A 24,849-nucleotide genomic window follows, 5' to 3' on the forward strand; every position below is an offset into this window, starting at 1 on the left:
CTAAATCTGCGAAGACGTGTTCGAAATTCAGCTAGCTTCGGACAAAGATTAACTAAATCTGCACAGACGTGTCCGAAGTTCAACTAGCTTCAGACAAAGATCAACTAAATCTGCGCAGACGTGTCCGAAGTTCAACTAGCTTCAGACAAAGATTAACTAAATATGCGCAGACGTGTCCGAAGTTCAACTAGCTTCAGACAAAGATTAACTAAATCTGCGCAGACGTGTCCGAAGTTCAGCTATCTTCGGACAATGATTAGCTAAATCTCCTTAGTCGTGTCCGAAGTTGAGGTAACTTCAGACAAAAAATGGCTAAATTAAGCGACTTTGTCCGAAGTTGTGCTAGCTTCAGACAAATAATAGCTAAATCTGCGCAGATGTGTCCGAAGTTCAGCTATCTTCGGACAATGATTAGCTAAATATGCGCAGACGTGTCCGAAGTTCAGCTAGCTTCGGACAATGATTAGCTAAATCTCCTTAGTCGTGTCCGAAGTTGAGGTAACTTCAGACAAAAAATGGCTAAATTAAGCGACTTTGTCCGAAGTTGTGCTAGCTTCAGACAAAGATTAACTAAATATGCGCAGACGTGTCCGAAGTTCAACTAGCTTCAGACAAAGATCAACTAAATATGCGCAGACGTGTCCGAAGTTCAGCTAGCTTCGGACAAAGATTAGCTAAATCTGCTTAGTCGTGTCCGAAGTTGTGCTAGCTTCGGACAAAGATTAACTAAATCTGCACAGACGTGTCCGAAGTTCAACTAGCTTCAGACAAAGATTAACTAAATCTGCGCAGACATGTCCGAAATTCAGCTAGCTTCGGACAATGAACAGCTAAATCTGCGCAGACGTGTTCGAAATTCAGCTAGCTTCGGACAAAGATTAACTAAATCTGCACAGACGTGTCCGAAGTTCAGCTAGCTTCAGACAAAGATCAACTAAATATGCGCAGACGTGTCCGAAGTTCAACTAGCTTAAGACAAAGATTAACTAAGTCTGCTTAGTTGTGTCCGAAGTTGTACTATCTTCAGAAATGGGGTGGCTAAGTCACCACAGCTGTAGCCGAAGTTAAGATATATGCTATAAAACCACGCTCTAAACGATAATTTACTAACAAAAAATGAAAGCGTGAATTCGTTTATGAATTCACGCTAAATAAAAATGTTATGTTTGTACCCTAATTGAGAACCCGTTAGATTAGACATACACCTGTTTCTTCGCTATATTTTAACTCCCCATTGCTTGCAAATTTTGTGTAATTGATCCTTTGTGGACTCAATTGTACCGTTGTTATCAATTACAGCATCTGCAAGTTGAATTTTATCTTTAAGCGGCATTTGTGATTGGATCCTAGCTTCTGCTTCCCCCATGCTGAGATTATTTCGATTCATTAGGCGTGCTAATTGTGTCTCATAATCAACATAAACTAATAGGGTTCGATCAACTAATGCAGTTAACTTACTTTCAAATAACAATGGAATATCCAATATAACGGTTTCTTCTCCATTGCTAAGGTGTTCTTCTTTTTCTTTCAGCATTTGTTTTCGAACAGCGGGATGAACAATTGAGTTTAATAACAATCGTTTGTCTTCATTGAAAAAGACGATCGATCCTAATTTTTGCCTGTCAATCGTCTCATCAGGTAATAGAATGTCCTTGCCAAATGATTGAACAATTTGTTCATATGCTTCTTCTCCAACCTCAACTACTTTACGTGCAATAACGTCTGCATCTATAACTACAATTCCAGCTTCTTTGAACATCTGGGATACTGTACTTTTTCCACTTGCAATTCCACCTGTTAATCCGATTGTTAATGCCACGTTTCTATTCTCCCTATTGCATTTTTTTTAGAATTTCCATATACCAATTAAAATCAGTAAGATTCCCGGTAAAAATGAAAATTTTTGTACCCATCTTTTCTTTGAAAAAACAGCACCGCTTTTTATACCTGTATAAACAAAAAGCGAGCTCATTACGGCAACCAGTAAAGCCATTACCAATGGAGAAAATCCTAATAAAGCAGCACCAATTCCTGCACCAAAAGCATCTAGAGAAAGGGCAAACCCTAGTAAAAATGCTTCAAAACCGGTAATCGTTCCTGACTTATCAAGGTCAGCTACCATTGGCTTTTTCAAAATATTGATAACAAGTCCAAGTGATTTTATTTCAACTTTCACTAATAGTTTTTCTTCATTTTGTTCAGATGCTTGGGAAGTTGGTCGAAAAAACTGAACCAATACCCAGACACCAATTAACATGAGTACAATACCACCTAGTCGATCAGCGATTGCAGGTGATAGCAATAACGCAATAGACTTTCCTAATCCCATGGCGGCTGCCATCGTTACTGCTGAACAAAATGCGATTGTAATGATTGATTTAAAAGGTATTTTCATCTTCCTCATACCATATGTGAACCCAACACTAAAACTATCTAAGCTTACTGCAAATGCTAATAAAACAAGTGATGCCAATTGGGACATCTCACAAAGTCTCCTTCCTATCGATTGCTAAGATAGTATATGGAGAGAGCCCATTCCATGTGAAATGTCCTTTGGCAGTCAAAAGTCGAAAGAAAATGATGGATCGAATTTCACTGCATGCTTACTATACATTATTTGGTTTTCGTTTTATTTCTTTGGCATTTTGGACAGAAATGGGTGCCCCTGCCACCAACAACTGTTTTTTCAATCTCAGTTCCACATGTTTGACATGCTTTCCCGTTTTGACCATATACAAAGAGTTGCAATTGGAACATGCCAATTTCACCTTGCGTATTAACGTAAGAACGTATTGTACTACCACCTTTCTCAACAGCTTCCTCCAGGGTTTGAATGATCTCTTGGTGGAGTATTTTCATTTCCTTTTTGGAAAGGGAATTGGCTGCACGTTCCGGATAAATGCCCGCTCTAAACAAAGCCTCATCAACATATATATTCCCAAGCCCTACGAACTTTGTTTGATCAAGCAGCGCCACCTTAATTTTACGGTTGGTCTTAGATAGCTTTTCTTCCAAATATTTTAATGAAAATTCTTTTGAAAATGGTTCTGGTCCTAATTGAGATAGGGGCAGGCTATTTTCTTCTTCACCTTTTTTAAATAAATGCATCGTTCCAAATTTCCGAACATCTCGATAGCGCAGTTCGGTTCCATCAGTAAAAGTGAACAATACATGTGTGTGTTTGTCGTAGGTTTCATCTTTATCGTAGAGGCCGTACCTGCCTTCCATACGCAAATGAGAAACCATAACATAATCATCTAAAATAAACTTTAAAAATTTACCTCTTCTGTCCACATCATGAATTGTCTGTCCACGTAGTGCATCACAGAACTGCTCTGGTTCTTCCGGTTTTTTGATGATTTTTGACCATAAAACCGTTACCTTTTCAATTGTTTTGCCATTTACAAGCTGGATTAACGTGCGACGAACAGTTTCGACCTCGGGTAACTCTGGCATATGATCACGTCCTTTTTCGTCTTACTTGGCATCATACCAAGTCTTACCGTATTCATAATCAACCTTTAAAGGTACTTTCAAGGAAATGGCATTTTCCATAACTTCAGGCACGATCTTCTTTAAAATCTCAATTTCTTCTTCTGGTGCTTCGAAGATCAATTCGTCATGAACTTGTAATAGCAACTTCGTTTGAAGCTTTTCTGCTTCTAATCTGTCCGCCATATCAATCATTGCTTTCTTGATGATATCAGCTGCACTTCCTTGAATTGGAGTATTCATTGCTGTTCTTTCAGCAAAGCTACGGACATTAAAGTTACGAGCAGTAATTTCAGGAATGTATCTTCTTCTATGTAGAAGTGTAGATACGTATCCTTTCTGTCTTACGTCTTCAACAATTTCTTCCATATATTCTTTAACACCTGGAAAGCTTGCAAAATACCGTTCAATAAAGTGGCCTGCTTCCTTCCGAGTGATTCCAAGATTCTGAGACAATCCGAAATCACTAATACCGTACACAATCCCGAAGTTTACAGCCTTTGCCTGACGACGCATATTGGAGGTTACTTCACCTTCTGTTACATGGAACACATCCATGGCGGTCTTTGTATGAACGTCAAGATCATTCGTAAAGGCACTAATCAGATTTTCATCATTAGCTATATGCGCTAATACCCTTAATTCAATTTGGGAATAGTCAGCGGCAAATATAAACCAATCCTTTTTTGAAGGGACGAATGCTTGTCTGATCTTTCTTCCTTCTTCCAAGCGAATTGGAATGTTCTGTAGGTTCGGGTCTGTTGAACTTAGTCTTCCTGTTTGCGTTAAAGCTTGCTGGAAACGAGTATGAACCTTACAAGTATCTTCATGCACAACTTTTAATAAGCCTTCAATATAAGTTGATTGAAGCTTACCTATTTGACGATAATGCAAGATATATTCAATAATTTCATGTTCTTTAGACAGTTTCTCAAGGATATCAGCAGAAGTGGAATACCCCGTTTTTGTTTTCTTGTACACAGTTAGTTGAAGCTTTTCAAAGAGAATGACACCTAGCTGCTTAGGGGAATTAATATTAAACTCCTCACCAGCGAGTTCATAAATTTTTTGTTCTAGCTCCTGAAGGTGTTCCTTTAACTCTTCTCCCATTCCTTTTAGACGTTCTACATCGACCTTTATCCCTATCGATTCCATGTCTGCAAGGATTAGGGATAATGGCATTTCCAAATCAGTAAAAAGCTCATACTGTTCATTTTCTTGAAGTTCGTGCAAGAATAAATCTTTTAATTTTTTAAGGCTAACTGCTTTTCTCACTAAGTGTTCAGAAAGAATTTCTTCGTTAGGAATGCTTTGTTTGGCTCCTTTTCCGTACACTGCTTCATCGGATTTTACATCTGTTATTCCCTTTAATTTTGCCACAGCCGCAACATCTTCAGTTGATTCAGACGGATTTAAAATATAAGATGCAATTAAACAATCAAAGTCAATTCCTTGTAGATTAATACCCTTCCATCTCAAAGCCACAATTGATTTTTTTGCATCAAAAACGATTTTCTTTTTCTCTTTATCGTTTGCCCACTGTTGAAAAGCCTCTGACTCGAGAGCTAGCATTGTTGGAATATAATAATTTCCATTCTCGTTTGAAATTGAAAATCCTTGGACGTCTGCCTTATGATAACTTTCATCAAGCACCTCCACGATTAATGAAGATTCAGCTGTTAGCACATCTTCTGTAATTTCATCGACGATTGTATAGGAAATCTTTTCTAAAGGCTTGTCCTCATCTGGCTCGCTACCCTCTACTTTATCGAGTAAGGAATTAAATCCAAGCTCTTTGAATAGTTTTGTGACTTTTTCTGCATCATAGCCGTTGTATTCCAGCTCAGGAATTCCAATTTCAATTGGGGCTTCACGATAGATAGTCGCAAGCTGCTTACTCATGATCGCTTGGTCTTTATTTTCCTCAAGTTTTTCTTTTAGCTTCTTCCCGCTCACCTTATCGATTGAGTCTAATAGTTCTTCTAATGTTTTGAACTCCTGCAATAATTTTAGGGCTGTTTTTTCACCGACACCAGGAACACCTGGAATGTTATCAGAGTTATCTCCCATTAGCCCTTTCATGTCAATTATTCGTTCAGGTGTAATCCCATACTTCTCTTTAATAAACTCAGGAGTGTAAGAATCTACATCTGTGATCCCTTTTTTCGTTATATCTACTGTAATATGCTCTGAGGCTAACTGTGTTAAGTCTTTATCACCTGTGATAACTTTAACCTCAAAGCCTTCTTTTTCAGCTTGAAGAGATAAAGTTCCGATTATATCATCGGCTTCATAGTTTTCTAACTCATATCTGGCAATCTTGTATGCATCTAGCAATTCGCGTAAAAATGGAAACTGTTCCGAAAGCTCAGGAGGAGTTTTTTGTCTGCCACCTTTATATTCGCTAAAAGTACTATGTCTAAAAGTTGTTTTGCCTGCATCAAAGGCTACTAATATATGTGTCGGTTTCTCCTGTTCTAAAATTCGATTTAAAATCATAGTAAAGCCATAAATGGCATTGGTATGTACACCTTTATCATTATTAAGAAGTGGTAGAGCAAAAAATGCACGATATGCGATACTATTTCCATCCACTAAGACAATCTTTTTATCCAAGAAAAATCCTTCCCTTCTATTACGGCATTCGGACCTTCCATGCACACATCCCTTAAATCATTAAAAATAGCCGTTATTTCCTACTGTTCATTTTATCATGTCATGAACAGAATGAAAAATAACGGCTACCTAATTAATTGTTATTCAGTATATCCCATTAACAATCTCGCATATGGAGAGTCCGCTGGTAAAATGATCACTGTTTCTCCATCAATTGTAGTCTTATAAGATTCTAATGTACGGAATAGGTTATAGAATTCCGGGTCCTTTGAGAAAGCCTCATTGTATATACGAGCCGCTTCTCCTTCCCCTTGGCTTCGGATAATTTCTGCTTCTGCCTGCGCTTTTGCAATAATTTCTTTTACTTCCCTGTCAGTTTCAGCTTCGATTTTGTTTTTCTCAGCATCTCCTTCAGAGAGATAATTTTGTGCTGTTGATTGACGCTCAGAAATCATTCTAGTATATACGGATTGTTCGTTTTCGGCTGGAAGATCTGTACGCTTCATCCGAATATCTGTTACAACAATTCCATATTTATCTTCCTCAAGGTTTTTATTTACAATTTCCGTAATCCGGTCATTAAGGCTACCACGTTCTGATTTCTCATCATTAATGATTTCATCATAATTCAATTGACCTAGCTCTGTTCGAATGGCAGAATAAACGAATTCATCGAGTTTTGCTTCGGCATTCACAACCGTTCTTGTTGTAGAAATCATTTGTTTTGGATCTTCAATACGCCAAATAGCGTAATTATCAATCATCATTCGCTTTTTATCTTTCGTATTGATTTCAGCCTCTTCAACATCATAAATCATTTGATATTTTGGTAATGTCTCAACAGACTGGATAAATGGAATTTTATAGGAAAGTCCAGGTGTTTCTATAATTCGGACAACTTCACCAAATTGGCGAACAACTTTGTATTCTCCTTCTCTTACAATGAAAATATTTATTATTACGATTCCAAGTAAGATGATAGCTATTAGGATGCCAATTCCACCCTTTGTATATTTGCTAAAATTATTGGAACCCTTTTTTTCGTTTAAATCCACAACGTTTTCACTCATTGGTTACCACTCCCTTCTGTTTCTACAGGAGGAACCTGCGTTTGGCTTCCAGCTTGTCGAATTGGCAAGTACTTCATTGTATTGCCATCATCCTTCATAATGTAAATCTCTGTATGTGGTAATACTTCATCTAATGTTTCAAGAACTAGACGTTTTCTAGTAATCTCTGGATTTTTCACATATTCGTTATATAAAGCATTAAATGTGGCAACATCCCCTCGAGCAATTTCGATACGTGCTGCTTTATCCCCATTAGCTCTAGAAATAAGAGCTTTTTCCTCACCTTTGGCTTCATTCATTTTTTGGTTACGGTATTTATTTGCTTCGTTTACTTTTGTATTTCTTGTTTCACGAGCATCTGTTACATTCGTAAATGCCTTACGAACTTCATCGTTTGGTAATTCAACATCCTGTAATTTAACAGCTGTTACTGAAATTCCAATATCATATTTCACTAAAAGATCTGCTAATAAATCTCTTACTTCAGCTTCAATTTCCGCCTTACCAGAAGTTAATGCATCATCAATTTTTGAACTTCCGATAATACTTCTTAAAGATGCAGAAGTAGAATTATATAGGATTTGCTCAGGATCCTCAGAATTAAATAGGAATTTTGATGGATCTGTAATTTGCCATTGAACAACCATATCTGCTAAAACAATATTTTCGTCACCGGTGATCATTTTTGTATCCTTTGGCACGTCAGTGATTTCGCCATTCTTCTGATCATAGCCAAATTGTAAACTAAATGTTGTTTTAGGCAGTTTCTCTACATCTTGAATTGGCCATGGCATTTTAAAATGAAGTCCTGGTTCTGTAATTCCTTCATCTGCTTTCCCAAAGGTTAATATAATTGCTTGCTCTGACTCATCAACAGTGTACCATGATGTAAAACCAACGACACCTAAAATCAAAACGAGCACACTTAGTCCAACAATCGTATATATTCGTTTTAAACTAACCATGCTTTCCCCCCTCAATTTATTGCTACATTGTTTTATACGAATATCATGTAAAAAGGTTTCAAAATTTATCAAAATACGCCTTGGCGTATTTGCGCCCAGATTTTAGTCCCACAGGAAGTGGGTCATAAAGACGTTGCCACAGGAGGTGGCGTTTTTAGTCTTTGATCCTACTGCTCGAAAAGTTACCTTTGAAGATCTGTGGCATCCGCCGGGGGCTTTTTTACTTTATTCAGTCATTTACTGAATAAAGTAAAAAAAATGACAAGGATATTACGTCCTTGTCAAAAAAGTTTGGCCTTCTGAATGAAGGGGTTCTCATATACATCATACGGTTTGTATATTAAGAGAATGTTTTTCCAGTGTAAACATTTTGTAAATTAGGACTTCCTATACATTATATTTTCTTCTTTAAGCGAAATGTAAAAGTCGTTCCTTCCCCTACTTTACTGCTTACTTGTACAGCCCCTTCATGTGCCTCAATAATATGCTTAACAATTGCAAGACCTAAACCTGTTCCTCCAGAATTTCGGCTCCTTGCTTTATCGACGCGATAAAATCTCTCAAAAATACGCGGAAGTTCTTTTTCTTCTATTCCAATCCCCGTATCAATAATTTGAATTTGAACATAATCACTAAGGTTTGTTGCTTTTACCTCAACCTTAGCTCCATCCGGAGAGTAGGACAAACCATTATTAATCACATTGATGAAGACCTGCTTCAACCGATCCATATCTCCATCGATCACTGTTGATTCATCATCTAGTGTAAGCTCTAATTGGATCTCTCTTTCTACTGCTTTGGATTTAAGCATCTGTATACTATTTTCTAAGAGCTCTTTCACATTAACCTGTGAAAGATTAAGTGAAAAACCTTTGTTCTCTATTTTCGATAAATCCAATAAATCTTGAATGAGTAATTGGAGACGATGACTTTCTTCAAGGATAATGGTTAAAAATTGTTTTAAGACATTCCTGTCATTCATAGCACCGTCCAGTAAAGTTTCCGAAAATCCTTTTATAGATGTAATAGGTGTACGAAGCTCATGGGATACATTTGCAACAAAATCCTTCCGCATCTGTTCAAGCCTTTTCAGGTTTGATATATCGTGAAATACAAGAACAACTCCCTTCCATTCTACCTTCGCTCCTAAAACGGGTGCAGCGTATACTTCAAAGTCCTTTTGTTCATTTCCAATTATGAGGTGGACTTGTCTTCGTAATTTTTGTTCGGTCATAAAAATCTCTTCGACTAGCTTTACAATTTCTTTGTGGGTAAGAGCTTCATAATAAAGTTGACCCAATAAATCATCTTGATCAACCTTGAAGATCTCATTTGTTGAGCGATTAACAATGCTTATATATCCTTTACTATCGATAAATAATAAGCCGCTCCCCATATTTTCAATCAGGGTATGTAATCGGTCATGCTGCATTTCATAGGATTTTGTCATTTCTTCAATATTTCTAGCAACGATATTGATGGACTTGCCTAGTAATCCAGCTGTACTTACCTCGTCTTCATATGTTCTAGCACGATAATCTCCTTTGGCCAATTCTTTGACCGCTTCTGTTGCTGAATCAATCGGTTTTGTATAGGTAGTCGTGATTCTAACAATAAGTGAAAGAATAATAATTAATGCGATACCTAGGCAAATTGCCAGAGCAATCCAGACCTGCTTAACTGTTTCTTCGATTGAGGTTCCATGCATTGCATTATTCGTGATAAGACTACTAATAAATTGCCCCAGCATAAAACCCATACAAAGAAAAACAATAATGATTAAAAAGATAATCGCAGTTAGAAGCCTCGAGTGAAACTTATTCATAAATTTTAGGCTCCTCGAGCTTATAGCCTAATCCCCTAACTGTTTTAATAATATTTGGCTTTTTAGATTCTTTTTCAATTTTCTCACGCAAATGACTTATATGAACATCTACAATTCTTGTGTCACCAGCAAAATCATAATTCCAAACCGCACTCAGGAGTTGGTCTCGTGTTAGTACTCGCCCCTTATTCTTTGCCAAATAGGCAAGAAGTTCAAATTCCTTAGGTGTTAAATCAAGCGCTTCTTCGTTAAAATAAGCCTCAAAATTTTCTGGTAAAATACGTAGTGGTCCTATTGTGATTTGCGGAGCTGAAGTATCATCTTGGCTTTTGACAATGTTTTTACTTGTTCTCCTTAGTATTGCTTTAACACGTGCCACAACTTCTCTTGGGCTAAATGGTTTAGTCATATAGTCATCTGCTCCAAGCTCTAAACCTAATACCTTATCAAATTCGTCATCCTTCGCGGTCAGCATTAAGATTGGGATATCTACTTTATTTAAACGAAGCTGCTTACATACTTCGATCCCATCTATCTTGGGCAGCATTAAGTCAAGGACAATAATTTGCGGTTTTTCCGCTAAGGCTTTTTCTAATCCTTCTTCTCCGTCCATTGCAGTAATAACCTCGTATCCCGCCTGTTGTAGGTTATACTGAAGTAATGTAATGATTGACTGTTCATCTTCCACAACCAATACTTTATTCTTCATTGTTTTCCTCCATAAAAAAAGATAAACCCCATCATTTTTCTATCTCTATATAAGATTATTATAGATTAACATTTCGATACTTACCACGAAAACAAAAAAAAGAGAGGCTAAGCTCTCTAAAAGTTCTCTAATATTTTTCCGTCCATTGGCGTTATTCGGTGTGGAGGACAGACTAAAAGTCTTCCTTCAATTGCCAATGATTCATCTTCGTCAAATGCCGTTACTGCTATTTCGACAGTATGGTCGTGAATATTAATTTTGGATACTTCAAATAAAAATTGTATAGTTGCATAGTGATAAAGTGGCTGCAAAAATTCAATTTCCTGTTTGAGAATATGACTTCCTGGCCCTGGTAAATACTTCGAAATCGCAGCTGTGATAATTCCAGTCAGCATGACAGTTGGAACAATCGGTTTCTTAAATGGAGTTTGGGATGCATAATCATGTTGAATATAAAGCGGATTCGCATCATTCGTCAAACCTAAGTATAAAAGCAGATCTTTATCTTCAATTTTTTCAGTTAGTGATAGCTTTTCACCAACTGACATTTCCTCAATCTTTCTACCTAGTTTTCGCTTTTTCCCTAATAGCATGAAAAAGGTTACACCTCCATAGAAATTAAATAGAATATGTACAAAAAATTCGGGGGTTAACCCCGAATTTTTTTGTTAACTCATTATTAGACTAGGATATTCATTACATTTTTAACAGAATCAGCGGATTTGGCAAGTTCAGCTTTTTCTTGTTCTGTAAGGTCTAGCTCAATGATTTTCTCAATACCATTTGCACCTAAAATAGTAGGGACCCCAAGGTAAATTCCGCTGAATCCATATTCACCTTCAAGATATGCAATGGCTGGGAGGACACGTCGTTGGTCTTTTAAGATGGCTTCAACCATTTCCACCAAGGAAGCCGCCGGTGCATAATAAGCACTTCCGTTGCCGAGGAGGTTGACAATTTCACCGCCACCTTTACGTGTACGTTCAACGATAGCATCTAAACGATCTTTTGAAATTAAAGTTTCTAGTGGGATTCCTCCTGCATAGGAGTAACGAACAAGTGGAACCATGTCGTCACCATGACCACCAAGGACAAAACCAGTGATATCTTTTACAGATAAATTTAGTTCTTGGGCAATAAATGTACGGAATCTTGCAGTGTCAAGTACGCCTGATTGCCCTATGACACGATTTTTTGGAAATCCTGATTCCTTAAACACAGTATAAGTCATAGCGTCAACTGGGTTTGTTAAGACAATGATATAGCTATTTGGAGAATGTTTTGCAATTTCCTGAGCGACACTTTTCATGATTTTTTGATTTGTTTGAACTAGGTCATCACGGCTCATACCAGGTTTCCGAGCAATTCCTGCTGTAATCACAACGATATCTGAATCTGCTGTATCCTCGTAATTTGCAGTGCCAGTAATATTTGCATCAAACCCTTGGACAGGACTAGCTTCCAACATATCGAGAGCTTTCCCTTTTGTTGGATTTTCCATTTGTGGGATATCAACTAAAACGACATCTCCTAATTCCTTTTGCGCAAGTAAGAAAGCGGTTGTTGCACCAGTAAAACCACTACCAATTACAGAGACTTTTTTTCGTTTAAATTGACTCATTTTAAATCCTCCCTATTCACATATACAAATAACTACCCTAAGAGGATGTTCAAAAAGTGCAGTGAATATGACGCATCGAATTTCTCTGTTGGCTTGTTTAGCGTTCCTCACGTATTAACTGCTCGGGAGCTTGCGTCGCCTTGAAATTCTCCGCCACTTCATCCTCCTTTTTGAACTCCAAACTATTAGGGTAGTTACTTGTTCTATGATTAGCCTAAGTTTTTGATTAGTTCATTAGCGAACTCTGAACATTTTACTTCTGTAGCGCCTTCCATTAGACGAGCGAAGTCATATGTTACAACCTTAGATTCAATTGTTTTTTCCATTGAATTCATAATTAGAGTTGCTGCTTCATTCCAACCAAGGTGTTCAAGCATTAATACACCTGATAATAGTACAGAAGAAGGGTTAACTTTATCTAAACCAGCATATTTTGGTGCAGTTCCGTGTGTTGCTTCGAAAATTGCATGGCCAGTTTCATAGTTAATATTTGCTCCTGGTGCGATTCCGATACCACCAACTTGTGCAGCTAGAGCATCAGAAATGTAGTCACCATTTAAGTTCATTGTAGCAACAACATCGAACTCACGCGGACGAGTTAAGATTTGTTGTAAGAAGATATCAGCGATTGAATCTTTTACAATGATCTTACCTGCAGCCTCAGCATCAGCTTGTGCTTTATTTGCAGCATCTTTACCTTCCTCTTCAACGATGCGGTCATATTGAGCCCAAGTGAATACTTTATCGCCAAACTCTTGTTCAGCTAGTTCATAGCCCCAATTTTTGAAAGCTCCTTCTGTAAACTTCATGATATTACCTTTATGAACAAGTGTTACAGATTTACGGCCTTGTTCAATAGCGTAGTTGATAGCAGCACGAACTAGACGCTTTGTTCCTTCTTCAGAAACTGGCTTGATACCGATACCAGAAGTTTCTGGGAAACGGATTTTATTTACACCTAGTTCATTTTGCAGGAAGTTGATAAGCTTTTGAACTCCTTCAGAACCTTGTGCATATTCGATTCCAGCGTAAATATCTTCAGTATTTTCACGGAAGATAACCATATCTGTGTCTTCTGGACGCTTAACTGGTGAAGGTACACCTGTAAAATAACGTACTGGGCGAAGACAAGTAAATAGATCTAATTCTTGACGTAATGCAACGTTTAATGAACGAATACCGCCACCAACTGGTGTAGTAAGAGGTCCTTTAATCGCAATTATGTACTCACGAATAAGATCTAATGTTTCTTCTGGTAACCATTCACCAGTTTGGTTAAAAGCTTTTTCCCCTGCTAATACTTCTTTCCAAACAATTGATTTTTCGCCGTTGTATGCTTTTTCAACAGCTGCTTCTAATACACGTGACGCTGCTGCCCAAATATCTGGACCAGTTCCATCACCTTCAATAAAAGGAATAATTGGATTGTTTGGTACGTTAAGTACACCATTTGATACTGTAATTTTTTCTCCTGCCACTAGTATTACCTCCTAAAGTTCTTAAGAAGTATTTCGGGGAAAAAATTCCCCTGAAATACTTCAACCTATTAATATATATATTGTTAGATTTATTAACCTCTTTGTTCCATCGGAACGTATGTCTGCATTCCTGGACCAGTATATTCAGCACGTGGACGGATTAAACGGTTGTTATCATATTGCTCTAGAATATGAGCTAACCATCCAGAAACACGACTTACTGCAAAGATTGGAGTAAATAAATCATGATCAATACCTAAGCTATGGTATACAGATGCTGAATAGAAGTCAACATTTGGTGGTAAAGGTTTTGCACTTGTAACAATTTCTTCAATCTTTGTTGACATCTCATACCATTTTGGTTCGCCAGTAATCGCTGTTAACTTTTGAGACATTGCCTTTAAGTGCTTTGCACGTGGGTCGCCTTTACGGTACACTCTATGACCAAACCCCATGATTTTTTCTTTGTTAGCTAATTTTGTATTAATATAATTCTCTACATTTTCAACTTCACCAATTTCAGTAAGCATCTTCATTACAGCTTCATTAGCTCCACCGTGAAGCGGACCCTTTAAAGCTCCAATTGCAGCAGTAATACCTGAATAAACATCAGATAGAGTTGCAACACAAACACGTGCTGTAAATGTAGATGCATTGAGTTCATGGTCAGCATGAAGTACTAATGCTTTATTGAATGCCTCTACTGCAATTTCGCTTGGTTCTTGCCCGCTAAGCATATATAAGAAGTTTGCTGCGAAGCTTAGATCTGTGCGTGGAGCAACTGGCTCTAATCCTTTACGAACACGAGAAAAAGCGGTAACAATTGTAGGTAATTTTGCTTGTAGGCGGATTGCCTTTTGATAATTAGCTTCTGGTTCCATTACATCTGCTTCTTCATCATATAGTCCTAATAGTGAAACAGCTGAGCGAAGTGCCCCCATTGGATGAACCTTATCAATTGGGTAAGTTTTGAAATGATTGATTAATTCTTGAGGTAAACTCGCATTTTCAGCAAGTTGCTGTTTTAATTCAGCTAACTCCTCTTTATTTGGAAGTTTGCGATGCCATAATAGGTAGATAACTTCTTCAAAACTAGCATTTTCAGCTAAATCATCAATATTGAATCCTGCATACGTTAAAGTGTCATCAATAATTGAACTGACAGAAGATGTTGTAGCTACAATTCCTTCAAGCCCCTTTGTTGCTGTCATATGACCCTCTCCTTTTTTTTATTCCCCTAATCATTTTATAAGGTAAATTGAGCGCACGCTCAAAAACAAAACACATTATCACATCGTTATTTATGCTTTCAACATTGTAATCTAGTGAAGTAAATGCTTTCATTTTTGAAAAAACGCTCATCGTCACAAATATCAATATAATATTGATCGTGACAATAAAAGTTGTTTATGCAAGTGAAAGCGAATCAATAAATATGTAGGAAATAAATAACCTTGACTCTATTATAATAAATAATCAGACTTTTGTGAATCAAAAGCGACAAATTTCCCCTAATAAATTATTATTACACAAAAACATTTTTACGAATAGTTTTGATTTTTCCAGTTAACAGAGCCGTTTACTAGATTTAAAATCATTTAATATGGCTTATTTTGTATTTTGCACTTTAAATTTTTCACTTGCTCATAACGTATGATATCATAAATAAAATTTTTTCTCCATAATTGGAAACTTTATATTTCATTTCTTCGTAATACTTTTAAAGTAATCAAAGAGATTGTAAAATAAAAATATGCAAGAAATTCCTAGGGAGGAAAAAGTTTGAACATTAATTATGTGTATGGTTTTCTTCGATTTTTATTGGTTGTTGCATTAATTGTGATAGGTTTCATCTTGTTCTATTTTCTATTTAGACTTACATATCCGTTTATTTTTGCCTTATTCATTGCATTCCTTATTAATCCACTTGTCAATTTTTTGGAGCGTAAAGCCAGGATACCACGTGGGTTATCGGTATTTATAGGGATTTTGCTTGTATTTGGCATTGTAACAGGTTTACTTACATTATTAATAGCAGAGATTATCTCAGGTGCAAACTATTTAGCAAAAGAAGTACCACAGCATTTTGAAAACCTAGTTGTTTATTTCGAAAATTTAATAGTTGGTCAGATTATTCCTTTTTATGAAAGAATAACGAGTATGTTTGATAATTTGGACCAAGGCCAACAACAAACGATTATGGATAATGTCACAAATGTTGGTACAACTATTGCGACAAATGTTGGAGAATTTGTTAAAGCGTTTTTAGAAAATATTCCAAAGTTCCTCGGATGGCTACCAAATGCAGCAACAGTGATTGTTTTCTCTCTATTAGCCACATTTTTTATTAGTAAAGACTGGAATAAGTTTGTGATTATGGGCCGAAGATTTATTCCAACAAAAGCTCGTACAAGTGGTAAGTCCGTATTTATTGAATTGAAAAAGGCATTATTTGGTTTTATCAAAGCACAAGCAACATTGATTTCCATCACAGCAGGGATCGTATTAGTTGGCCTGTTAATATTACGAGTTGACTATGCAATCACAATTGCGTTATTAATTGGAATCGTTGATCTACTTCCGTATTTGGGAACTGGACTTGTGTTCGTACCATGGATAATTTATTCGGCTTTCAGTGGGAATCTAGCATTTGCAATAGGGCTTGGTATATTATACCTTGTTGTAATTGTACAACGCCAGGTAATGGAGCCTAAGATTATCTCTTCTAGTATTGGATTAGATCCATTGGCAACATTAATATCACTGTTCGTTGGATTTCAATTATTTGGATTCGTTGGGTTAATTATTGGACCCGTCACGTTAGTAATCATTAGAACTCTATATACTACAGGTGTATTTCGAGATGTATGGGGATTTATTATTGGAAAAGAAACATAAATAAAGCCATTGCTTCGCAATGGCTTTATTTTTTTACCAACGACGAATAACTGTGAAATTACCTCTCTCCATTCTTCGTCTTATCCAGTTAGCAATAATCGGTTTTATCAGATTTCTAGTTGCAGGAATAAGTAAGAAAAAACCAGTAAGATCAGAAATATAACCAGGACTTAAAAGCAATACTGCCCCGATCATGATGCAAATTCCATCCATAATGGCTTCACCAGGGACCTGTCCATAATTCATTTGCTGTTGAGCGCGGTGAAGTGTATCAATTCCTTGTTTTTTCGCTAACCACGCCCCCATTACACCCGTAAGAACAATCGACAACAGAGTAATTGGAATTCCAAGTGTTTTACCTGAGAATATAAGGACACTTATTTCTAATGCCGGTACGATAATAATCAATGCTAGTAAAATTCTCATATTGTCCTCCTTAGATGAAGGCTTTTCTTATATTATACGTTTCCTTTACAAATATGAGTAGTAAAACCTAAAGAAAACTGCATGCGGATTTGAAGAGGAACATCGACTAACTATTGCCAAGTCCTATGCATGTACGACAAGTACAATTCAATCCAACTGTATGGTTGCTCTTTGACCTTTTGGATTGACTTGTGACATCGAGGGGCTAAGCGCAGGAACTAGACATCAAAAAAAGAGAAGGTTTCCCTTCTCCTTTTTATAAAACATTTGCATGTCCTTCGTATATCACTCCACGAGATGAATCAACAGTAATATCTTGTCCATCTTTTAAAAGTGTTGTTGCATTTTCTACACCAACAATCACAGGAATTCCGATACTTAATCCTACTACAGCTGCATGGCTAGTAAGACCGCCTTCTTCCGTAATCAAAGCAGATGCCTGTTCCACGTATTTTACCAAATCACGATCTGTTGCAGTTGTGACTAGAACTGCACCGTCATACATTTTTGCTTCTGCTTCCTCAGGAGAGTTTGCTACAACTACTTTACCAAAAGCAGATTTTCTTCCAATACCTTGTCCATTTGCAAGGGTATTACCAACAACATGAATCTTCATAATGTTTGTAGTTCCGCACTCACCAACTGGTACACCTGCAGTTATCACTACCAAATCCCCAGGTTTAATAATTCCAGTATTTAATGCACTTTCAACTGAGTTGTCAAGCATTTCATCTGTTGATTTAGCTACATTACCTGTTTGCGGGTACACACCCCAAACAAGAGAAAGCTTTCTAGTTGTTGATTCGTTGGAAGTAACGGCAATGATCGGAGCCTTCGGACGATATTTTGAAATCATTCTTGCAGTATGACCACTTTCTGTAGGCGTCACGATTGCAGATACGTCCAAATTAAGCGCTGTATGGGCAACTGATTGTCCAATTGCATCTGTAATTGTGATTCCTGAGATTTTACTTCGTTGTGATAAAATTTCACGATGTACTAAAGCACTTTCTGCACGAGACGCAATATTATGCATCGTTTGTACTGCCTCAACTGGGTATGAACCTGCAGCAGTTTCACCTGAAAGCATAATCGCATCTGTACCATCAAAAATAGCGTTCGCAACATCACTTGCTTCTGCACGAGTCGGTCTAGGATTTCGTTGCATAGAGTCTAACATTTGTGTCGCTGTAATAACTGGTTTTCCAAGGGCATTACATTTCTTAATTAATGTCTTTTGCACTAGTGGTACTTCTTCAGCAGGAATTTCAACACCTAAGTCACCACGAGCAACCATTAATCCATCAGATACTTCAAGTATCTCATCGATGTTATCTACACCCTCTTGGTTTTCAATTTTAGGAATAATTTGTATAGCTTCCCCATTATTTTCTTCAAGCAATTCTCTGATTTCTAATACGTCAGAAGCACGACGAACGAAAGAAGCAGCAATATAATCGACATCTTGTTGGATACCGAATATGATATCTTTTGCGTCTTTTTCAGTGATACCAGGTAAATTCACACGAACCCCAGGTACGTTAACACCTTTTTTATTTTTTAATGTTCCACTATTTAATACTTTTGTTAGAATCTCACGCTTTTGTTGATTAATTTCTAATACTTCTAATCCGATTAATCCATCATCTAATAGAATTCTGGAGCCAGGATGAACGTCTTCAATTAAGCCCGGATATGTAATTGAGAATTTTTCCGGTGTACCGACAACTTCTTCCATTGAAAGAGTAATAGTTGAACCTTCAACTAATTCAATCGCACCATTTTCCATTGTATTAGTGCGAATTTCTGGTCCTTTAGTATCTAGTAGGATCGCAATGTTTTTGCCAGTGATTTTGGCAGCTTCACGAATGTTTTTAATACGTGCGCCATGCTCTTCAAAGTCACCATGCGAAAAATTAAGTCTAGCTACATTCATTCCTGCATTCGCTAAAGCAACAAGTTTTTCAATACTTTCACTGGCAGGTCCTATTGTACAAACTATTTTTGTTTTTCTCATTACATTTTCCTCCTCTATAATCGCTTTATATCAGCGATTAGCAACACTTCTATAAGAATTTTACTCAAATGTATTTTAAATGGATAGCTCTTGGGATAGGTCATACATCTTCTTATCAACTGTATGTTTACGGTCTAAAATTTCCATAATATCATGGTCAACTAAATTGTTTTGTTGAATCCCCACAGCTCGTCCACCTTTTCCTTCAAGCAACAATTCAACAGCCTTTGCACCTAGACGACTTGCCAATACTCTGTCTGATGCAGTTGGAGAACCACCACGCTGAATATGTCCAAGGACACTCACTCTAGTTTCAAAGTTTGTAGCTTCTTGAATCTTATTACCAATTTCAACACCACTACCTACACCCTCAGCTACGACAATAATACTATGCTTCTTCCCACGTTCATGGCCACGGTTAAGCTTAGCGATAACTTCATCCATGTCGTGATCTGCTTCTGGAATAATGATTGTTTCAGCACCACCAGCTAATCCCGCCCATAATGCAAGGTCACCAGCATGTCTACCCATAACTTCAATTACATATGTACGCTCATGTGAAGTTGCTGTATCTCTTATTTTATCTATAGCATCAATTACTGTATTTAGCGCTGTATCAAAACCAATCGTAAAATCAGTACCTGGGATATCATTGTCAATTGTACCTGGAACACCAACGCAAGGGAAACCAAGTTCAGTTAGTTTTTGGGCACCACGGTAAGAGCCGTCACCACCGATAACAACTAAGCCTTCTATTCCTAGCTTTTTTAATTGCTCAATACCTTTTTTACGACCTTCTTCTGTTTTGAATTCCTCACATCGAGCAGTATAAAGCATTGTACCACCGCGATGAATGATATCTCCAACAGATCCAATCTCTAATTGTTTTATCTGTCCACTTATTAGTCCAGAATATCCTTGATAAACTCCATATACTTCAACGTCGTGATAGATTGCTTTACGTACAACAGCACGAATCGCAGCATTCATTCCTGGTGAATCCCCACCACTAGTTAAAACACCTATTCTCTTCATTTTTCCACCTCTATGTAAAAAATAATCTAAAAATAATCATAAATCACGAATTGTGATTATTCGCTTTTACTATTTTGTGCAATATGTATAAAATAACACTAATATATAAGTAAAACAACTAAGATAATGTAATAAATACAGAAAAAATTGTGAAATTGTGTAGAAAAATCGAGAATTAAATAGAATACTATGTAGGGGGAATTTTGAATACTGTGTATATTTTAAAATCAGTTGAATATCACTTTCCGATTTCGAAGAATTTCGATTTATTCAATCGTTTTCTAATTATGCGGAAACAAAGTAAAACGTGCCCTAAACATTTCGTTAGATGCACGTCCACTTTATTACTGAACTCCGATAAACTCTTCTTCAGCTATTGTAAATTGGCCTATCTTTTTATATTTTTGATAGCGTTGCTGAACTAACTCATCTTTGTTTAATTTGCGTAATTCTTTTAATGATTGTAAGAGAACGGTATCGATGGAAGCTGCTTGTTCTGCAACATCCTTATGAGCTCCACCTCTTACTTCCGGGATGATTTCATCTACAACCCCTAGTTCTTTTAAGTCTGGCGCTGTTATTTTCATAGACTCTGCAGCTTTTTTAGCAAGTCCTGCATCTTTCCAAAGTAGTGCAGCAGCACCCTCAGGAGAAATAACCGAATAGGTTGAGTTTTCGAGCATATGAATTTGATTTCCTACACCTAATGCTAGTGCTCCACCACTTCCACCTTCACCAATTACAATACATATAACAGGAACCGTTAAGCCTGCCATTTCAAATATATTTTTTGCAATAGCTTCACTTTGACCACGTTCTTCGGCTGCTTTGCCTGGATATGCGCCCTTCGTATCAATGAAACATATGATTGGACGACCAAATTTTTCAGCCTGCTTCATTAAACGTAGTGCTTTACGATATCCTTCTGGGTGTGGCATTCCAAAATTTCTTCTAATATTTTCCTTTGTATCTTTACCTCGCTGGTGTCCAATTACAGTTACAGGTAAACCGTGGTACTTGGCAATACCACCTACTATAGCAGCATCATCGCCATAGTAACGGTCACCATGACACTCGAAAAAATTTGTAAAAATGCGTTCAATATAATCAAGGGTAGTCGGTCTTTCTGGATGACGGGCAATTTGAACGCGGTCCCATGGTTTTAAATGACTATAAATTTCATTCTCCAGTTTTTGAAGTCTTGTTTCTAGTTTTGAGATTTCATCTGTTAGATCCATATTCGAATCGCTTGTAAATTCTTTTAACTCAGTAATCTTTTTCTTTAATTCTACAACTGGTTTCTCAAACTCTAGTTCACCTACCAATTAACCGCACCCCCGTTCATATGAATATCAACAATATTTGCTAATGTATCTTTTAAATCCTGACGATGAATAACAGCATCCAGTTGACCATGTTTTAATAAGAACTCAGCTGTTTGGAAGTCTTCTGGGAGTTCTTCGCGAATTGTTTGTTCAATGATTCTTCTACCTGCAAATCCAATTAAGGCACCAGGTTCTGCGAAATTAAAATCACCTAATGATGCAAAGCTTGCAGATACACCACCCGTTGTTGGGTGTGTCATGACTGAAACAATGAGGCCACCTTGATCACTAAATAGTTTTAATGCGGAACTTGTTTTAGCCATTTGCATTAGGCTTAGAACACCTTCTTGCATTCTTGCACCGCCAGAAGCTGTGAAAATAAGAAATGGAACCTTCAATTCCATCGCCTTTTCAACTGCCCTAGTAATCTTCTCACCAACAACAGAACCCATACTTCCCATACGGAAGCTTGAATCCATGATTGCCAAAACGATACGATTTCCTTCAATAGTACCTTCACCGGTTACCACGGCTTCATTAATACCTGTCTTATCTTGGTCCTTTTTCAGTTTTCCAAGATAATCAGGAAAGTCTAGCGGATTTTCAGAAACCATTTCTTTATCAAGTTCGATAAAAGATCCTTCATCAAGTAAGCTATCGATTCTTTCATAAGCAGTCATTTGATAGTGATAGTCACAGTTCATACAAATTTTATCGTTTTTCATTAATTCTTTCGTGTACATTATTTTTTTACAATTTGGACATTTGCTCATAATACCTTCTGGAACATCTTGTCTAGCTTGTTCCGAAGGAATTGAAGCATATTTTTTCTTTTTTACAAAAAAGTCTTTTAGCAAAAAGGAACCTCCTCACACTTTCAATAGAATAGCTTTTTCGACTTAGTTTATCTGCTTATATTAAGACAAAAAGTTGTGTAACGAAAAAAAGGAAAATCTTATATCTTCCTTCGTTGCCAAAAAAGCATGTACTTATACTTTACTGAATGTCTTCTTTATTTTTTGTAGGAATATGTCAACAAAAACACGACAAATTCCTACAAATGAGAGTGTTCAAAAAGAAGGATGAAAAGGACCACGTCGACAAGAACGCCACGGCCTCATGTCTTGTCGACACTAGCACAGCCTGTGCGTCGAAATTTCAAGGCGGCGCAACTTTGAGTACCGGAGCGAGGCAACTGCTTGAGTTAACTCCTTTGCAGCCTTGCGCTGAGGCATTGACATCTTGAATAATCTAGTAGACGCAAGTGTATAACCAGGTTATTCACAATGTACTTGGAGCAGTTTACGCAGAAATTCGACGTATCATTTTCACCGGACTTTTTGAACATCCTCTACAATTTTATTTTTTCATAGGCAGATAGAGCTCTTGCCACATCTTTTTCACGTAGTCCAGTTACTAACTCTTCAAAGCCTTCTTTGTTTATTACATGAGTCTGTTCCTCATAAATAAACTTAACATATTCATATATGACGACCCATATTCGTAGTAATAATCGATTATTCGTCGCTTCTACAATAGATTTAAAAAGGAATTCCTCTGGGTCCTCAGTATCCCAAAGCTTTTCTTCCAACTCTGTAAGCATCTCTTCGTTCATCTTAGGACATGCTATTTCGATACAAGATTTTTCAAGAGTTTGTTTTGTTTCAAGGAGATCACCCTTTGTTTTATCTCCTTGAATTATGAAGGTACCTAATAAATGAATCAGTTGATGATCACCGAAATCTTTTAAAAAAGTACCTTCACCTCTTCTTGTCTCTATGAGGCCTAATAATTCTAATGACCTTAGTGCTTCCCGAACAGAGGAACGACCTACATTTAGACGCTCGGAAAGTTCCCGCTCAGACGGAATTTTATCACCAGCGGAAAGTCCATCATCTTGAATGATGGACCTAATTTTCTTAACAATTTCAATGTAAACCTTAGAGTTAGGAGATGTCACATTAACCTCTTCCAATCCATTATTCAATGATTGCTAAACGACGTGTCTTCTCTGCAACTTCCTCTGGATTTACAGTAATTCTAGCTACACCTGTCTCCATTGCCGCCTTAGCCACACTTGCTGCAACAGCAGGTGCCACACGTGGGTCAAAAGGTGCAGGGATTACATAATCTGAACGTAGTTCTTCAGAGCTTACCAATGATGCAATTGCTTCTACAGCCGCAATCTTCATTTGTTCATTTATATGAGTTGCTCTTGCATCTAAAGCTCCTCTAAAAATTCCTGGAAATGCGAGAACATTGTTTACTTGGTTTGGAAAATCTGATCTTCCTGTACCAACAACTTTAGCACCCGCTTCTAATGCTTGATCCGGCATAATTTCAGGATTAGGATTCGCCATAGCAAATATAATTGGGTCCTGATTCATCGTCTTTACCATATCAGTTGTTAGTGCTCCTGCAACAGACACTCCAATAAAGACATCAGCATCCGCAAGGACATCTGCAAGAGTGCCTTCTAGACGGTTGCGATTTGTATATTTCGCTACTTCTGCTTTTACGTTATTCATTCCATAGGTACGCCCTTCATAAATAGCACCCCTAGAGTCACACATGATGATATCGCGGACTCCATAGCGATATAAAAGCTTAATAATTGCAATGCCTGCAGCACCTGCTCCATTTGCAACAACTTTTATTTCTGACATTTTCTTGCCCACCAGCTTTAATGCATTCACTAATCCCGCTACTGTAACAATTGCGGTTCCGTGTTGATCATCATGAAAAACTGGTATATTCGCTTCTTTCTTAAGACGCTCTTCTATCACAAAGCAATTCGGAGCTGCAATATCCTCTAGGTTGACTCCACCAAAAGTAGGCTCTAATAGTTTGACTGTTTCCACAATCTTGTCAACATCTGTTGTGTTTAAGCAAATTGGAAATGCATCTACTCCTGCAAAGCTCTTAAATAGCACAGCCTTTCCTTCCATTACAGGAAGAGAAGCTTCTGGACCTATGTTACCTAATCCAAGTACGGCAGTCCCATCAGATACTACCGCTACCATATTCCCCTTCATCGTGTATTCATACACTTTAGACTTATCGTCATAAATAGCTTTACATGGTTCAGCTACTCCCGGTGAATAAGCTAAACTTAAATCCTTCGCATTTCTTACTGGTATTTTTGACTTTGATTCAAGCTTACCCTTATGAATTTGATGAATATGTAGAGCTTCTTCTCTTAGAGTCATTTCCATATTTCACTCCTTGTTATAAAGACAACTTGGTAGTAGCAATTTTCCCACCAGTTGTTTGTCATATTAATTAGGTAGTTAAATCTTGTACAACATATTATGAATAAAGCTGGTAAAATAGAATTTTCTAATTAATCAAAAATAAGTGGTATGGCCACTT

20 protein-coding genes are annotated in these 24,849 nt (G+C 37.2%); 1 reads left to right on the top strand and 19 read right to left on the bottom strand.

The window, feature by feature from the left end; genetic code table 11:
• Positions 1-1,216 precede the first annotated feature (1,216 nt).
• The 12 genes from coaE to citZ all read right to left on the bottom strand — a co-directional run bounded on the left by coaE (position 1,217) and on the right by citZ (position 14,987).
• Positions 1,217-1,819: a dephospho-CoA kinase gene (gene coaE / locus AC6CHV_RS23130; protein ID WP_440273285.1), complete on the bottom strand. Its 603-nt coding sequence runs from the start codon at positions 1,817-1,819 to the stop codon at positions 1,217-1,219.
• A gap of 27 nt (positions 1,820-1,846) precedes the next feature.
• Entirely contained in the window at positions 1,847-2,482 is a 636-nt protein-coding gene (gene ytaF, locus AC6CHV_RS23135; protein WP_121447448.1) for a sporulation membrane protein YtaF, read from the bottom strand.
• Positions 2,483-2,613: 131 nt separating this feature from the next.
• Positions 2,614-3,456: a DNA-formamidopyrimidine glycosylase gene (mutM, locus tag AC6CHV_RS23140; protein WP_498079754.1), complete on the bottom strand. Its 843-nt coding sequence runs from the start codon at positions 3,454-3,456 to the stop codon at positions 2,614-2,616.
• 21 nt (positions 3,457-3,477) lie between these two features.
• A complete protein-coding gene (polA, locus tag AC6CHV_RS23145; protein ID WP_498079755.1) occupies positions 3,478-6,108 on the bottom strand; it encodes a DNA polymerase I in 2,631 nt (876 codons plus the stop codon).
• 140 nt (positions 6,109-6,248) lie between these two features.
• Positions 6,249-7,178: a protease modulator HflC gene (hflC, locus tag AC6CHV_RS23150; RefSeq protein WP_341330663.1), complete on the bottom strand. Its 930-nt coding sequence runs from the start codon at positions 7,176-7,178 to the stop codon at positions 6,249-6,251.
• Positions 7,175-8,143, bottom strand: a complete 969-nt coding sequence (hflK, locus tag AC6CHV_RS23155) for an FtsH protease activity modulator HflK (protein WP_341330662.1) — start codon at positions 8,141-8,143, stop codon at positions 7,175-7,177. The genes hflC and hflK overlap by 4 nt, the downstream gene beginning before the upstream one ends.
• 394 nt (positions 8,144-8,537) lie before the next feature.
• The gene (pnpS, locus tag AC6CHV_RS23160) at positions 8,538-9,968 is read right to left on the bottom strand and encodes a two-component system histidine kinase PnpS (RefSeq protein WP_498079756.1); all 1,431 of its coding nucleotides are present in this window, start codon (positions 9,966-9,968) and stop codon (positions 8,538-8,540) included.
• Positions 9,961-10,677: a response regulator transcription factor gene (locus AC6CHV_RS23165; protein ID WP_440273281.1), complete on the bottom strand. Its 717-nt coding sequence runs from the start codon at positions 10,675-10,677 to the stop codon at positions 9,961-9,963. The genes pnpS and AC6CHV_RS23165 overlap by 8 nt, the downstream gene beginning before the upstream one ends.
• A 116-nt stretch (positions 10,678-10,793) precedes the next feature.
• A complete protein-coding gene (locus tag AC6CHV_RS23170; RefSeq protein ID WP_341330659.1) occupies positions 10,794-11,270 on the bottom strand; it encodes a MaoC/PaaZ C-terminal domain-containing protein in 477 nt (158 codons plus the stop codon).
• 86 nt (positions 11,271-11,356) lie between these two features.
• Positions 11,357-12,298, bottom strand: a complete 942-nt coding sequence (gene mdh / locus AC6CHV_RS23175) for a malate dehydrogenase (RefSeq protein ID WP_121447440.1) — start codon at positions 12,296-12,298, stop codon at positions 11,357-11,359.
• A 209-nt stretch (positions 12,299-12,507) separates the two neighbouring features.
• Positions 12,508-13,782 carry an NADP-dependent isocitrate dehydrogenase gene (gene icd / locus AC6CHV_RS23180; protein WP_341333508.1) on the bottom strand — a complete coding sequence of 425 codons (1,275 nt, stop codon included), beginning with the start codon at positions 13,780-13,782 and terminating at the stop codon, positions 12,508-12,510.
• A gap of 86 nt (positions 13,783-13,868) precedes the next feature.
• The gene (gene citZ / locus AC6CHV_RS23185; protein WP_440273280.1) at positions 13,869-14,987 is read right to left on the bottom strand and encodes a citrate synthase; all 1,119 of its coding nucleotides are present in this window, start codon (positions 14,985-14,987) and stop codon (positions 13,869-13,871) included.
• Positions 14,988-15,558: 571 nt separating this feature from the next.
• Here citZ and ytvI point away from each other — a divergent pair.
• Positions 15,559-16,674, top strand: coding sequence for a sporulation integral membrane protein YtvI (ytvI, locus tag AC6CHV_RS23190; RefSeq protein WP_121447437.1), 1,116 nt, complete (start codon positions 15,559-15,561; stop codon positions 16,672-16,674).
• A 33-nt stretch (positions 16,675-16,707) separates the two neighbouring features.
• Here ytvI and AC6CHV_RS23195 read toward each other — a convergent pair whose 3' ends face one another.
• The 7 genes from AC6CHV_RS23195 to ystJ all read right to left on the bottom strand — a co-directional run bounded on the left by AC6CHV_RS23195 (position 16,708) and on the right by ystJ (position 24,686).
• Positions 16,708-17,100, bottom strand: a complete 393-nt coding sequence (locus AC6CHV_RS23195; protein ID WP_498079757.1) for an FxsA family protein — start codon at positions 17,098-17,100, stop codon at positions 16,708-16,710.
• Between the two features lie 256 nt (positions 17,101-17,356).
• Positions 17,357-19,117, bottom strand: coding sequence for a pyruvate kinase (gene pyk, locus AC6CHV_RS23200; protein WP_121447435.1), 1,761 nt, complete (start codon positions 19,115-19,117; stop codon positions 17,357-17,359).
• A 75-nt stretch (positions 19,118-19,192) separates the two neighbouring features.
• On the bottom strand, positions 19,193-20,152 hold the full coding sequence (gene pfkA / locus AC6CHV_RS23205; protein WP_341330655.1) for a 6-phosphofructokinase: 960 nt from the start codon (positions 20,150-20,152) through the stop codon (positions 19,193-19,195).
• 344 nt (positions 20,153-20,496) lie between these two features.
• On the bottom strand, positions 20,497-21,477 hold the full coding sequence (gene accA / locus AC6CHV_RS23210) for an acetyl-CoA carboxylase carboxyl transferase subunit alpha (protein ID WP_121447433.1): 981 nt from the start codon (positions 21,475-21,477) through the stop codon (positions 20,497-20,499).
• Positions 21,471-22,334 carry an acetyl-CoA carboxylase, carboxyltransferase subunit beta gene (gene accD, locus AC6CHV_RS23215; protein ID WP_121447432.1) on the bottom strand — a complete coding sequence of 288 codons (864 nt, stop codon included), beginning with the start codon at positions 22,332-22,334 and terminating at the stop codon, positions 21,471-21,473. The genes accA and accD overlap by 7 nt, the downstream gene beginning before the upstream one ends.
• A gap of 494 nt (positions 22,335-22,828) precedes the next feature.
• Positions 22,829-23,437, bottom strand: coding sequence for a GntR family transcriptional regulator (locus AC6CHV_RS23220; protein WP_498079758.1), 609 nt, complete (start codon positions 23,435-23,437; stop codon positions 22,829-22,831).
• Positions 23,438-23,456: 19 nt separating this feature from the next.
• Positions 23,457-24,686: an NADP-dependent malic enzyme gene (gene ystJ / locus AC6CHV_RS23225; protein ID WP_440273290.1), complete on the bottom strand. Its 1,230-nt coding sequence runs from the start codon at positions 24,684-24,686 to the stop codon at positions 23,457-23,459.
• Positions 24,687-24,849: the final 163 nt, after the last annotated feature.

This window comes from Ferdinandcohnia sp. GQ5 (assembly GCF_059759275.1).

Excerpts from the sequence above, each read along its gene's own strand:
- AC6CHV_RS23195 (WP_498079757.1), bottom strand. The coding sequence starts at position 17,100 with ATGAGAATTTTACTAGCATTGATTATTATCGTACCGGCATTAGAAATA.
- citZ (WP_440273280.1), bottom strand. The coding sequence starts at position 14,987 with ATGACAGCAACAAAGGGGCTTGAAGGAATTGTAGCTACAACATCTTCT.
- mdh (WP_121447440.1), bottom strand. The coding sequence starts at position 12,298 with ATGAGTCAATTTAAACGAAAAAAAGTCTCTGTAATTGGTAGTGGTTTT.
- AC6CHV_RS23170 (WP_341330659.1), bottom strand. The coding sequence starts at position 11,270 with ATGCTATTAGGGAAAAAGCGAAAACTAGGTAGAAAGATTGAGGAAATG.
- pfkA (WP_341330655.1), bottom strand. The coding sequence starts at position 20,152 with ATGAAGAGAATAGGTGTTTTAACTAGTGGTGGGGATTCACCAGGAATG.
- ytaF (WP_121447448.1), bottom strand. The coding sequence starts at position 2,482 with ATGTCCCAATTGGCATCACTTGTTTTATTAGCATTTGCAGTAAGCTTA.
- pyk (WP_121447435.1), bottom strand. The coding sequence starts at position 19,117 with ATGAGAAAAACAAAAATAGTTTGTACAATAGGACCTGCCAGTGAAAGT.
- AC6CHV_RS23165 (WP_440273281.1), bottom strand. The coding sequence starts at position 10,677 with ATGAAGAATAAAGTATTGGTTGTGGAAGATGAACAGTCAATCATTACA.
- mutM (WP_498079754.1), bottom strand. The coding sequence starts at position 3,456 with ATGCCAGAGTTACCCGAGGTCGAAACTGTTCGTCGCACGTTAATCCAG.
- pnpS (WP_498079756.1), bottom strand. The coding sequence starts at position 9,968 with ATGAATAAGTTTCACTCGAGGCTTCTAACTGCGATTATCTTTTTAATC.
- ystJ (WP_440273290.1), bottom strand. The coding sequence starts at position 24,686 with ATGACTCTAAGAGAAGAAGCTCTACATATTCATCAAATTCATAAGGGT.
- hflC (WP_341330663.1), bottom strand. The coding sequence starts at position 7,178 with ATGAGTGAAAACGTTGTGGATTTAAACGAAAAAAAGGGTTCCAATAAT.
- hflK (WP_341330662.1), bottom strand. The coding sequence starts at position 8,143 with ATGGTTAGTTTAAAACGAATATATACGATTGTTGGACTAAGTGTGCTC.